Source organism: Lysinibacillus sp. FSL K6-0102 (assembly GCF_038003545.1).
GTDB classification, from domain to species: Bacteria; Bacillota; Bacilli; order Bacillales_A; family Planococcaceae; genus Lysinibacillus; species Lysinibacillus capsici.
On record NZ_JBBOPH010000001.1, the window covers coordinates 2,478,271 to 2,491,634 of the forward strand.

At 41.0% G+C, this 13,364-nt stretch carries 10 protein-coding genes and 1 other annotated feature; of the genes, 8 read left to right on the forward strand and 2 right to left on the reverse strand.

What is annotated here, in order from left to right:
• Nucleotides 1–292 precede the first annotated feature (292 nt).
• The 5 genes from NYE73_RS12570 to recQ all read left to right on the forward strand — a co-directional run bounded on the left by NYE73_RS12570 (nucleotide 293) and on the right by recQ (nucleotide 8,642).
• Complete coding sequence (locus NYE73_RS12570; protein ID WP_311198633.1) at nucleotides 293–2,179, forward strand: FAD-dependent oxidoreductase; 1,887 nt, start codon at nucleotides 293–295, stop codon at nucleotides 2,177–2,179.
• Between the two features lie 81 nt (nucleotides 2,180–2,260).
• Nucleotides 2,261–2,480, forward strand: a binding site (T-box leader).
• A 44-nt stretch (nucleotides 2,481–2,524) separates the two neighbouring features.
• Nucleotides 2,525–4,198: an arginine--tRNA ligase gene (argS, locus tag NYE73_RS12575; RefSeq protein WP_259950741.1), complete on the forward strand. Its 1,674-nt coding sequence runs from the start codon at nucleotides 2,525–2,527 to the stop codon at nucleotides 4,196–4,198.
• Between the two features lie 130 nt (nucleotides 4,199–4,328).
• Entirely contained in the window at nucleotides 4,329–5,504 is a 1,176-nt protein-coding gene (locus NYE73_RS12580) for an MFS transporter (RefSeq protein WP_066036784.1), read from the forward strand.
• A gap of 254 nt (nucleotides 5,505–5,758) precedes the next feature.
• A complete protein-coding gene (locus NYE73_RS12585; RefSeq protein WP_259950742.1) occupies nucleotides 5,759–6,862 on the forward strand; it encodes a TcaA NTF2-like domain-containing protein in 1,104 nt (367 codons plus the stop codon).
• Between the two features lie 7 nt (nucleotides 6,863–6,869).
• Nucleotides 6,870–8,642: a DNA helicase RecQ gene (gene recQ, locus NYE73_RS12590; protein ID WP_259950743.1), complete on the forward strand. Its 1,773-nt coding sequence runs from the start codon at nucleotides 6,870–6,872 to the stop codon at nucleotides 8,640–8,642.
• Between the two features lie 61 nt (nucleotides 8,643–8,703).
• Here the strand turns inward: recQ and msrA are convergent, their stop codons facing one another.
• A complete protein-coding gene (gene msrA / locus NYE73_RS12595) occupies nucleotides 8,704–9,225 on the reverse strand; it encodes a peptide-methionine (S)-S-oxide reductase MsrA (RefSeq protein ID WP_081011039.1) in 522 nt (173 codons plus the stop codon).
• Between the two features lie 174 nt (nucleotides 9,226–9,399).
• Between msrA and NYE73_RS12600 the strand changes: the two genes are divergently transcribed.
• The 3 genes from NYE73_RS12600 to NYE73_RS12610 all read left to right on the forward strand — a co-directional run bounded on the left by NYE73_RS12600 (nucleotide 9,400) and on the right by NYE73_RS12610 (nucleotide 12,081).
• Complete coding sequence (locus NYE73_RS12600) at nucleotides 9,400–10,350, forward strand: LCP family protein (RefSeq protein ID WP_259950744.1); 951 nt, start codon at nucleotides 9,400–9,402, stop codon at nucleotides 10,348–10,350.
• A 64-nt stretch (nucleotides 10,351–10,414) separates the two neighbouring features.
• The gene (locus NYE73_RS12605) at nucleotides 10,415–11,614 is read left to right on the forward strand and encodes an AI-2E family transporter (protein ID WP_048392857.1); all 1,200 of its coding nucleotides are present in this window, start codon (nucleotides 10,415–10,417) and stop codon (nucleotides 11,612–11,614) included.
• 101 nt (nucleotides 11,615–11,715) lie between these two features.
• Nucleotides 11,716–12,081 (forward strand): cupin domain-containing protein, encoded by a 366-nt coding sequence (locus tag NYE73_RS12610; RefSeq protein WP_048392856.1) that lies wholly within the window; start codon nucleotides 11,716–11,718, stop codon nucleotides 12,079–12,081.
• Nucleotides 12,082–12,136: 55 nt separating this feature from the next.
• On the opposite strand, the gene NYE73_RS12615 is transcribed toward NYE73_RS12610, so the two are convergent.
• Nucleotides 12,137–13,312, reverse strand: a complete 1,176-nt coding sequence (locus tag NYE73_RS12615) for an aminotransferase class I/II-fold pyridoxal phosphate-dependent enzyme (RefSeq protein WP_259950745.1) — start codon at nucleotides 13,310–13,312, stop codon at nucleotides 12,137–12,139.
• Nucleotides 13,313–13,364: the final 52 nt, after the last annotated feature.

Genomic DNA, 13,364 nt, shown 5'->3' on the forward strand with positions numbered 1-13,364 from the left:
CATCACTGGTGCCCACAAGCCCATCCCCGTTTTGAATGCCAGCTATTCGTGGCTCTTTCATTTATACTAGATAGATGTTGCTAAAGTTAGACGAAAAACATCACAATCCTCATAAATGATTTCATTCATTTATCTTAATGATAATTTCATAGAGAATGCTGTAAGCTAAAGAATTATTCGTTTGTGGTAATGATATGCTATGCCTGCGTTCAACTAGGACATTCAGCCCTTGTGGCGGGAATGATGATTAAATAAACACATCAATGGAAATTTTAACAATTGGAGGTATATTATGGGTAAGGGCTTATTATGGACAGCCACTTGTGTAATAGTAGTTTTAGTTGGGTTTGGTAGCTACTATTTTATTAAAGAAATAACAAACTCTATGGCATACAATAAATTAGTAGATGAGTATAAAAAGCCAGAACCAATTGAACATATAGAGGAAGAATATGATGTTATTGTCATCGGTGGTGAGCCAGAGGGAGTGGCTGCGGCTGTGGCTGCTGCTCGAAATGGTGCGAAAACATTGCTGGTCGAAAAACGACAAGAGTTAGGTGGATTATTTACATATGGTATGCTGAATTTCCTCGACATTCCTCGTGATGGCCATAACAACTCGATTAGTGAGGGAATATTTAAGGAATGGCATGAGCTTGTTAGAGGGAATGACGCTTTTGGCATTGTAGGTGCTAAGGCAGCCTTTAAAAAGCTAATCGATGAAGAGCCCAACTTAACGTTATCCGTGCAAACCGAGGTTGTGAAAGCAAATGTCAAACAACAACAATTAACGTCTGTGGAATTAAAAAATGAGTACGGTACATATGTTGTGACGGGGAAATCATTCATAGATGCTACACAGGATGCTGATTTTGCAGCCTTGTCGGGCGTTCCTTTCTTTGTGGGCGGAGAAGATATTGGCATAAAGGATAAGCGTATGGCTGTGACTTTAATGCTACATTTAAAAAATGTCAATTGGGATGAAGTCAAAAAAGCGGCTAATTCCGGTGTATTTGGCGGTGCTAATTTAAATCATACGGTGATGTGGGGCTTTACAAAGCTACATGATGAATACAAGCCATTACAAGAGGGTACAAGATTACGAGGGTTAAACTTAGCTCGTGTAGATGATGAATATTTCATCAATGCCTTACAGATTTTTGGTATTGATGGCTTGAATGAATCCTCAAAACAAGCGGCGATTGTCGCTGGGAAGAAAGAAACGTTACACATTCTAAAATATTTACAAACAAACTTCCCAGGGTTTGAAAAAGCTGAAATTGTCAGCTATCCAGAAGAGCTCTACGTCCGAGAAACGAGACATATTTGGGCAGAGTATCAATTACCAATGGCAGACCTGTGGAAAAATAGTGATCAGTGGGATAGCATTGGCATTGCCTCTTATCCAGTCGATGTGCAAGCGCAAACGCCTCATGATTACGGCTATGTGATCGCTTCACCCAAGCAATATGCTATTCCTTTCCGCTCGTTAGTACCGAAGGATATTGATGGCTTATTGGTTGTCGGACGCTCTGCTGGTTATTCCTCACTTGCAGCTGGTAGTGCACGTATTGTTCCAACAGGGATGGTGACAGGTGAAGCGGCTGGGACTGCAGCTGCTCTTGCACAGAAGCACGATGTAACCTTTAGAGACATGAGTAAGGATAAACCATTAATCGCTACATTACGAAAGCAATTGGCTAAGCAAGGTGCCTATGTTGATTCATTTTCAATTGAGTATCCATATCAAGGAGAATGGTATGATGAAGCCATTCAAACCCTCATTAATTACGGCCTTGTTGTGGGCGGCTATGATAATGACCTAAAAGTAGACAGTAAGGCGACGAAAATAAAGTTTGCTAAAATGTTAAAAGAGAGCATGCAACGTGCTGGTGGAGAAAGTGCAGCAGGAATGAAGGACCAGCTCGAAATTGTCATCAATAAAGTTTATAATCAAGGCGATGAAGCTATTGAGCGAGATGAGCTAGCTCAATATTTGGCTGACGTCCTCATGGGTGAATCCAATGCGACTAGCTGGGATACATTAGTAGAAAAAGGAATTGTCACGGAGAAAGTAGCGAAGAAAGTCTCTGATAATAAGAAATTAAAATTAAAAGAGATGTATGCGATTATGGCTGATGTGATTCATTATGTAGAAAAAAAACGTTCCTCCTTGTGAGGAGCGTTTTTTGCTGAAACGGCAACGTAAAAAAGGGTTGACGCCAATTAGAAAGTCCTGTAATATATGTCAAAATCATAAAAAAATTCGATGAAAAAGAGAGTAATTGATGGAATGACTGGCTAGCGAGTTAGGGATGGTGGGAGCCTAATGCAGGAACCATGAACGAAGCGCACTTTGGAGAAGATTCTCGAACAAATAGTAGAGAATAGCGGGGCGTCACCTCGTTAACAACGGAAAGTGGTCATGTTACATGGCAACTAGAGTGGTACCACGGGATTATCATGCTCTCGTCTCTAATTATAGAGGCGAGGGCTTTTTTATTTGAACAGGAGGAGGAGCAAAATGAATCAACAAATCGCCGACAGTATAGCAGTCACATTAAAGCAGCAAATAATAGGAGAGGACATATTGTCATTATTAGAAAAACCCAAAAGCTTGGAGCTAGGGGACGTAGCCTTTCCATGCTTTACTCTAGCAAAAGTGTTGAAAAAATCACCGCAGAGTATCGCGGCACATATAGCAAGTCAATTAAATCATGACAGTATCGAGCGTGTGCAAGCTGTTGGTGGCTATGTCAATATTTTTCTTGATCAACAAAAGGTGACGCAACAGGTGTTACGCAAGATTCTGCGCGACAAGCAACAATATGGTACTACGCCAACAAAGATGGGAACGGTCGTCTTGGATTTTTCCTCTCCTAATATCGCCAAGCCTTTCTCGATGGGACATTTACGTTCAACGGTCATCGGTAATGCCTTAGCAAATATTGCAGAAAAAAATGGCTATCAAGCCATTCGTATCAATCATTTAGGGGACTGGGGTACACAATTTGGCAAGCTTATTGTTGCTTATCAGCTTTGGGGTGATAAACAAGCTATTTCAGCTTCCCCGATAGAGGAGTTATTAAAGATTTATGTGAAGTTTCATGAAGAGGCCGAGCAAGACCCAACGCTCAATGAACAGGCTCGTGCCACCTTTAAAGCATTGGAGGACGGTAATGAAGAGGCACAGGCATTATGGCAATGGTTCCGAGATGTGTCATTCATAGAATTTCAAACAATATATGAGCTATTAGGAATTCATTTTGATGCCTTTATAGGTGAAGCCTTTTACAATGACAAAATGCCGTCCGTTGTAACAGAATTAAAAGAAAAAGGGCTCCTTGTGGAATCAGAAGGTGCGTATGTTGTGGAGATGGAGGAGATGCCTCCATGTTTAATAACGAAAACGGATGGAGCCACGCTTTATGCGACGCGTGATTTAGCAGCAGCCCTGTATCGCCAACAGCACTACCAGCCCCATAAGATGTTCTACGTTGTTGGCAATGAGCAGTCCCTCCACTTTAAACAACTTTTTCAGGTCATCGAAAAAATGGGCTATCCTTGGGCAAAGAATCTGCAACATGTGTCATTTGGCATGATACTGAAGGATGGCAAAAAAATGTCGACGCGTAAAGGCAAAGTGGTGTTATTAGCAGATGTACTAGCAGAAGCTATAACGACTGCAAAGCGTAATATGGAGCAGAAAAACCCTTCTCTACCTAACAAAGAGCAAGTCGCAAAGCAAGTGGGGGTTGGAGCGGTAATTTTTAATGATTTAAAATCCCATCGTCTCAACGATATTGAATTTTCAATCGAGCAAATGATGAATTTTGAAGGCGAAACAGGGCCATATGTACAGTATACATATGCACGTATTTGCTCTATTTTAGATAAAAAGAAAGCTCCGACTCAAGATATGCTCTTCAAATCTTTAGGAGAGCAGGCTTGGCCGATTATTTCATTACTAGAACAGTTTCCTAAAACGGTAGCTATAGCTTTTGAGCAGGCTGATCCGTCCCAAATAGCGAAATATGCCTTACAACTGGCACGTTTATTTAATAAATATTATGCACAGTACAAAATATTAGTAGAAGATGAACAGCAAGCATCCCGTCTTGCATTATGTCAGAGTGTTGCTATTGTTTTAAAAGAGTCATTAGCCTTATTAGGTATTGAATCACCTGAAAATATGTAAGAAGCCTTAGCCATGTAAAGGTAAACTGTCCAATCATTGACCAACCATCGAAAACATGATAAAAGGATAGAGGAATCCATGCAAGCTTTTCATAAATGAAGGCTGCGTAATAACAGAGGGGATCAAACAATTGGTTAAAAAACATTGGACATTATCACTCACCTTCGTGGTCATTAGTATATTTTTTGTCGCTCTTAATATGAGGCCAGCTGTCACGGGAATAGGACCGCTTTTTAATGTCCTCATGACATCCTTACAAGTCTCGAATACAAGCATGAGCTTTCTCACAGCTATCCCCGTTTTTTGTATGGGATTATTCGCACCTTTGGCTGTCCCGCTTCAGCGAAAAATGGGCACGAAATCAGCTATCACCCTTTTAGTGGCCATCCTTGTAATCGCGAATGGGCTACGCTTTTTCCAAGCAAGCTATCTCTTGCTCATCGTGACAAGCTTTGCGGCAGGCTTAGCGATTGCAATGATTGGTCCTATCCTAAATGCTTATATTAAGAAAAAGTTTCCAGAACGTTTTACGACAGTAGTCGGTATCTATTCATTCGGTATAGGCGTAGGGGCTACTTTAAGTGCAGCCTTAACCGTGACTTTTTATCAGAGTTTCAGTAATAGCTGGACAATCGCCCTTGGTATGTGGTCAATCCTTGCTATAATTGCTCTCGTTATCTGGCTAGCGGCAATTCCATCCAAACACAACGAGCAGCTCCAACAAGTAACTACGTCAGAAGAAGTCCGTAATCCGTGGACATCTAGACGTGCCTGGGTAATTTTACTGTACTTTGGTTTACAAACATCACTCTTTTTCTCAATCATGTCATGGCTTACGCCGCTATTGCAGGATAAAGGCCTGTCATTAGAGGCATCCAGTGCTATGCTAACAATTATGTCTATTGTACAAATGATAGGGAATATGGCGGTACCAATTCTCATGGAAAAATGGCCAAGTCGAATGGCCTGGCTACTAGTGTTTAGCTTTGTCGGCATGATTGGATTTATGCTACTCTGGCTGACAGCGGGTATTTACCTATGGCTGGCTGTTTTATTAATTGGCATTGTGCTAAGCGGGCTATTTCCAATCGGACTATTGCTGCCTCTTGATGAAGCCAAAAATGATCAGGAGGCCACCAGTTGGTCATCTATGGTGCTGGCAGGTGGCTTTATGGTAAGTGCCATTATCCCCATTCTAATAGGCATTTGCTATGACCTAACGGGCAACCATACATGGACGTATCTGATCTTTGTATTATTAATGCTCGGCATTCTAGTAACGACTGGACTATTAAGAAAAAAATGATTGTAAGAGACATGTGTCAGGTTGCACATGTCTTTTTATGTGAAAATTATTTTGAGGGTATAATATCCTTCCATCCTCACAGCAAATTTTGTCTTCCATCAATATTAATGGGTAGAAAGAAATGACTTTAGGGAAGTTGCTGCATTTTTCTAATATCAATTATTCAATAATAATATTATGTAAACTTGAAACATTACTAGTCCTTGATTATGATAGAGAAGAGAGAATGTAGAATAGAAAGTTTTGGTGAAGGTATGTATAAAAAAGTGCTCATTTTAGGAGCGACAGCTTTTCTTGTAGCAGGCTGCGACAGTCAAATAGGAACAGGTTGGTTTCAAAATAAAAAGGCAGAGGTGGAAACAGAGGGAGCTGTGACGAAGCAACAGGAGAAAATTGTCCCAGAGGTCAAAGTGATTGGAGAGCATGGTGTTGGAGCAGGCATTATTATCAGGCAGCAGGATGATCAACTGTATATATTAACAAATGGTGCACTAGTGGCATCCAAACCAACTGCCCTTGTTCAATTTGGTCAGGACAAGCTGGTAGCAGCAACTATTCATGTCATGTCAACAGCCTATAATATGGCCCTGCTACGAGTAACCTATCAAGCGGATGTGCAAGTGCCTAATTTATATGAAGGTGAGCTAAATCAGCTAGCTGTTTATGTGAATGGCTTACCCTATACGATTCAAAAATACCAAGATAAAGTAGCGGCTTATTATATAAAAGCGGAACAATCGATACCTCTAGGAAGCCCTGTCATGGAGGCTGAAAACGGAGCTATTGTCGGATTATATTTTAATCGACAACAGCAAGGACAGTCGCAGCCATACATATTGCCTATAAAGGAATTCCAAGCATCCATCGATGAATGGATTGAGGAGGGCATGACAGCCAGTGTACGACTTTCCCAATCGAAAAACTTATATCCCTATATTGAACAAGGGGATAAAGAAGCTGTACAGCAAGCAATCGAACAATATGGAGAAAATATATTTGCGTATAATACCGATGAAATTATGCTATTTTTAGATACGTTTCACAAGCATTTAAAGGGGGCTGTGACAACCCAGGATGCAAGTGTTTTGAAACCGATTGTCGGGACAGAGGCTATACAGGAAACCTTGGCTAGTATGGTTGCCTATTATGCTTCCAAGCAAGCCAAGATTCATTTCTCAGACACGGATATTCAGGCAATTCGCGTAGAAGGGCAGCGTCTTATCGTACAGGCTAAAACGGAATATGTCCTGACGAATGCTGCTGGACAGGAGGCACTTGCCTACTCCAACATGTTGTATGAGTTAGAAAAAAATGAACAGGGCGAGTACAAGCTACTTGGTCTCACAAACAAGGAGTGAATTTTGCATGGAGCAAGCTAGACAAATGCTACAGCATCATTTTGGCTATGATACCTTTCGCCAAGGACAAGCCCAGATTATTGAACAAACATTACGAGGGCAGTCAAGTCTTTGTGTTATGCCAACAGGTGGAGGGAAATCCATTTGCTATCAAATTCCAGCGCTAATCCTTGAGGGGTTAACCATCGTGATTTCGCCACTGATTTCACTGATGCAAGATCAGGTGGAGGCTTTACGTACAGCAAATATTCCAGCAGCCTATATTAATAGTACGCTGACGGCACAGGAAGTGGATGAAACCATGCAGCTTGCTAGTGCGGGTTATTTAAAGCTCCTCTATATTGCACCTGAACGACTGGAAAGTACGACGTTTCTTCAAGCATTGTCGTATTTATCTGTCCCATTACTTGCGATTGACGAGGCTCATTGTATATCGCAATGGGGGCATGATTTTAGACCAAGCTATCGTTCGATCCACAAGCTTTTTACGCTATGGCCACAAAAACCCACTGTTTTAGCGCTGACAGCTACTGCAACGCCAACGGTTTGTGATGATATTCGTCAATTGTTAGCGATTGATGAGCAGGCAACGGTCATGACAGGCTTTTCACGTGAGAATTTGGCACTTTCGGTGTTAATTGGTGAAAATAAAGAACGGTATGTAAAAAATTATGTACAACAAAATAAACAGGAAGTGGGCATCATTTATGCAGCTACTCGAAAAGCTGTGGATGCCATTTATGATGTGCTGAGTCGCTCTGGTGAAGACGTTGCGAAATATCATGCAGGTCTATCAGAGAATTTAAGAATGGCTGAGCAGGAGCGGTTTTTAAAAGATGAGGCACGTATCATGGTGGCAACGAATGCTTTTGGTATGGGTATTGATAAAAGTAATGTGCGCTTTGTGTTGCATTATCAAATGCCTCGTAATATGGAGAGCTATTACCAGGAAGCGGGCCGTGCTGGCCGAGATGGTCTGCCAAGTGCTTGTATTTTATTGTATGCTTCAGGGGACGTTCAAACACAGCGTTTTCTTATCGAACAGTCACAGGATGAGGCTCGTATTACACAGGAGCTAGCTAAACTTCAAACAATGGTCGATTATTGCCATACCGAGGGCTGTTTACAGAATGCGATTTTAGCGTATTTTGGGGAAGTAGAGGAGGAGCCATGTGGGCGTTGTAGTAACTGTATTGACGGGCGAGCAGTGACAGATGTGACAGAGGATGCGCAAAAGGTGCTGGCCTGTGTTGTGCGTATGGGACAAAAATTCGGTAAGACCATGGTGGCACAGGTGTTAATTGGCTCTAAAAATCAAAAGATCGCTGAATTTGGCTTTGCCCGTTTATCGACCTATGGCATTTTAAAAGGACAATATACCTCTAAGGATGTCTCCAACTTTATTGAATTTTTAATTGCAGAGGGCTTGCTGGCTGTGAAGCACGGTACATTCCCTACAATTTATGTATCTGCTGAAGGCAAGGAAGTGCTGCTTGGCAATCGACAGGTCATGCGTAAGGAAGCTGTCACAGTGAAGAAGCTGGTGGATAATGATCCATTATTTGAACACTTACGGGTATTACGCAAAGAGATTGCCGACGAGGAAAAGGTCCCACCATTTGTTGTATTTTCCGATAAAACGTTACGTGATTTATGTGATAAGAGACCAACTGTACTGGAGGATTTACGACAGGTGAGTGGTATAGGGGAAGTAAAATTTGAGAAGTATGGTCAACGCTTCTTTGACGCACTTCAATCGTTTTTAGAAGCCTCTGTTTAATAAATTTGTTGCTATTGTATAAAAGAGAGGTGTCCCACAAGCTGGAGACACCTCTTTTATATTATTTTTCCCAATGCTTCGCAATGAACGTATCACGCCCAGAAACGGCACGGTCTTGCTGATAGTGTGCTGTCTCTTTTTTATAATAATCCTGGTGATAATCCTCTGCTGGATAAAAGCGTTCAGCATCGCGAATTTTGGTTACAATAGGTTTATCAAAGCGTCCGCTATTGGCAAGCTTTTCTTTCGAGGCCTCTGCGATTTGCTTTTGCTCATCTGTATAGGTAAAGATTGCTGTAGTATAGGATTCACCACGGTCATGGAACTGTCCATACGCATCCGTCGGGTCAATTTGCATCCAATAAATGTCAAGGAGCTGCTCATAACTAAAAATAGCAGGGTCGAATTCGATTTCGACTACTTCTAAATGACCTGACGTTCCTTTTTTGACATCTTCATAGGTTGGGTTTTCTAAGTGGCCACCCATATAGCCTGAAGTGACTTTATGTATACCGTCCCACTCGACGAATGGCTTGACCATACACCAAAAACAGCCGCCAGCAAATGTCGCTTTTTCTATCATTTGAATCATCCTTTCTTTTGTGAAAATATTATAGCATTGTTTTACGCCAAACTGTGCAAATGGGTGTAAAATAACGTTTAGATAGAAAAACATGGAATAGATCCTTTTTATAATGAAACTTTCTAGCTAATCAATCGTTACATTAACTATATCAAAATAGAGGAGTTAGTTGTTATGGAAGAGCAAGATTATACGAGACGCTCCCAACGTCCTAAAAAGCGTCGATTACGTAAAGGGAGAGCATTTTTTACACTATTACTATTGTGTATCATTGTGATTGTCGGCTATTCGGTCATGCAATATCGCAGTGGACTAGAGCTAGCCAATGACACGAAAGTAGCACCGGAAGATTTTACGGGTGATAGCATCAAAGGGGATATTGAAAACTATTTGATTTTAGGGGTCGATACACGTGGAGAGGAAAAATCACGTACCGATACAATGATGGTATTATCCTGGAATAAAGCAAATAACAATATTAAACTCGTATCCTTTATGCGTGATATTTACGCGGATATTCCAGGCTATCAATCCTATAAGCTTAATACAGCCTACTACCTAGACGGTGTTCAGCTATTAAAGGATACATTGACAAATATGTTTGGCCTACCGATCCATCATTATGCACTAATTGATTTTAAAAACTTTGAATCCTTAGTGGATATTTTAGCGCCAAATGGTGTGGAAATGGATGTTGAAAAGGACATGTCTGAAAATATTGGGGTAGAGTTAAAGCAAGGTGTTCATCGTTTAAATGGACAGGAGCTACTAGGCTATGCGCGTTTCCGTCATGATGCAGAAGGAGATTTTGGGCGTGTTGCACGTCAGCAAAAAGTGATTGAGGCATTAAAAACAGAGTTATTAACGCCTACGAATATGTTGCATTTACCAAAATTTGTTGGTGCGGCACAGGGCTATATCACAACAGATTATTCATCTACTGAGGAAATGCAGCAAGTGCTTAAATTGCTATCAAAGGGCAAGGTAAACATTGAGAAAGCAACCATCCCTATCGAGGGTAGCTATCAATTCCAAAACTTTAGCCATGCGGGCGATTCTATTGTCATCGATGTGGAGCAAAACAAAGCCTTTTTAAGTGATTTTTTAGGTATTTCACTAGAGTGATGTTTCGCAAAAACCAGCATTATCCTGTAATATAAAGGTAGAGCATTTGGATTGGGGTGGATATATGGAAAAAGAGAGACCAAAAGAGCGTTCAAGCCTGTTAGCAACCAAGTTTATTCGTTTTTTAGGTGGTAGAAACCTATTATTTACACTGGTAATTTTATTACTGGTGGCATGTGTTATTTTTATGTTTAATCAAGTTTCCTTTATCTTTACCCCGCTACAAGTTTTATTTGAAGTAGTCATTTTACCAGGGGTACTAGCCGTCATTGGTTACTATTTATTACGCCCATTGCTGGCGATTCTAGTACGATGGCGCATTCCAAGAATATGGGGTATTTTAATCCTCTATATTGCGGTCATTGGTGTCATTACGTTACTTGTGGTGCTAGTCTATCCGTTTTTACGCGATCAGTTCACGAATTTAGCACAGGAATTCCCAGAGTACTTCATGGCATTTACACAAAACATTGTAGAATTCCTAAATCATTCACGTTTTAATGAGTACTTAGATAAAATTAGTTTTAATTTTGATGAAGTTTTGAATAACTTCACAACGGATATGGTAAAAACAGTGAAGGATATGGCGACCAATGTAGCACAGGGTGTGGCATCTGGTATTACCGGCTTCCTTTCAACGTTAACAGGTATTGTGCTATCACTTGTAACGGTGCCATTCATCCTGTTTTATTTACTAAAAGAGGGCGAAAAATTACCGAAATTTATGCTGAAAGTGTGCCCACCACGTATGCGTAAAGAGGTAACTGACATTTTCCATGACATGGACAAGCAAATTAGTTCGTACATACAGGGACAGATTTTAGTATCCATGTGTATTGGGGCAATGGTAACGATTGGCTTCTTAATTATTGGCATGAAGTATGCTTTATTGCTCGGCTTCCTTGCCATGATTACAAGTGTGGTGCCCTATTTAGGACCCGTTATTGCGATCACACCAGCAGTCATTATCGCTCTTGTTACATCACCATTGATGCTGATTAAGCTGGCAATTGTATGGACAATCGTTCAGTTAATCGAAGGAAAGTTCATTTCACCGCAAATTATGGGGAAATCACTCAGTATTCACCCGATTACGATTATCTTTGTACTATTAACGGCAGGCTCGTTATTTGGTGTCCCAGGCGTTATTTTAGGGATTCCGGGCTATGCAATCTTTAAGGTACTTGTCACGCATTTATTCAAGCTCTTTAAGCAGCGCTATAATCGCTACGAAGATGACGTTCATCAAAAATATGATATCTAATAAACGACCAGCTACTGCTAGCAACGCAGTAGCTGGTTTTTGCTGTAGAAAACGGCATTATGCTATTCTAGTAGTAGAGTCAAAGCAAGGGGGAAAAGGAAATGGCATACATACCGATTAATTTTCAAGAGAAACTGGCTAAATTTCAAGAGCATTGGTCTCCAAAGGTCATTGCTGAAATGAATGATTATCAATTCAAACTCGTCAAAGTTCAGGGGGATTTTGTTTGGCATAAGCATGAGGATACGGATGAGGTATTTATCGTCCTTGAGGGGCAATTAATCATCGAATTCCGAGATGGCCAGGTAAGCTTGCGTGCAGGAGAGATGTTTGTTGTCCCACGCAATGTGGAACATAAACCCTTTGCAGCTTCGGAGTGTAAAATTCTCCTTGTAGAGCCAATGGGTGTCGTGAATACAGGTGAGGAGCAATCAGAGCTTACCGCTGAAAATGATGTGTGGATTTAACCATCATAGAAAAACCCTTCCAACAAAATGTTAGAAGGGTTTTTACATTGACTAATTATTGCTTTGCTAATAATTGTACTTTTGCTAAGCGATCCACGGCTTCTTGCAGAAGTTCCTTTGGTTGAACTAATGCTAAACGTAAATAGCCTTGTCCTGCTGTACCAAATACGGTTCCTGGAACTGTGACAACGCCTACTTGTTCAATCAATTGAAAGGCTAATTCTGTGCAATCGATAGCATAGGGATATTTAGCCCATACGAACATTCCACCATCAGAGGGTGCGGCTTCCCAGCCTAAAGCTTGTAAGCCATTCATCAGCGTTTTATGGCGCTCTGAGAAAGTGGCACGTAAGCTTTCCGTAATTTCCTCTGCGTTATCCAGTGCTACGACAGCCGCATCCTGAATAGGCTCGAAAATACCGAAATCTAAATTTGATTTTAATTGCTTAATAACAGCGATCATTTCTGCATTTCCTGCGATATAGGCAATACGCGTTCCAGCAAGGCTAAAGCTTTTAGAGAGGGAGTTAATCTCCATACCGACCTCTTTTGCTCCTGGTGCAGCTAGGAAGCTAATAGGGCCATCTCCCGTAAAATAGAACTCTGAATAGGCAGCATCATGGAGGACGATGATATTATACTTTTTAGCAAAGGCGATGACTTTTTCAAAGTATGCTAATGACGGCATCGCTGGTACAGGATTTCCTGGCAAGTTTAAAATCAATAACTTTGCTTTCTGTGCAATTTCTTTTGGTACAGCGTCTAAATCAGGTAAATAATCGTTGTCGGCTGTTTGAGGCATGTAATAAGGTGTTGCGCCAGCTAAGTGAATCCCTGCGTCATACGCTACATAAGCTGGGTTTGTGGATAAGACGATGTCTCCTGGATCACAAAAGGCAATTGGTAAATGCACTAAGCCTTCTTGCGAACCAATTGTTTGAATAATTTCTGTCGCGGGATCTAGATCAACATTACTACGACGCTTATAGTAGCGACTCACCGCGTCATAAAAACGCTGTGTGCCAGTCAGTGTATAGCCATAAGATTCGGCTAAACCTGCACGATAGGAAAGATGCTCACGTATTTTGGCATGTGGAGGAAGATCAGGGCTGCCTAAGCTTAGGTCAATTAAGGTCATGCCCTTTGCTTGCTGCTCTCGAGCAAAATTTTTCAAATCTCCGAAAATTGCTGGTGTAAATAATGACATTTTTTTAGATGGTACGATTTTCAAAACTAGTACACTCCTTGTAGTTGTATAACAGAATAGTAGTTCACATTTTATC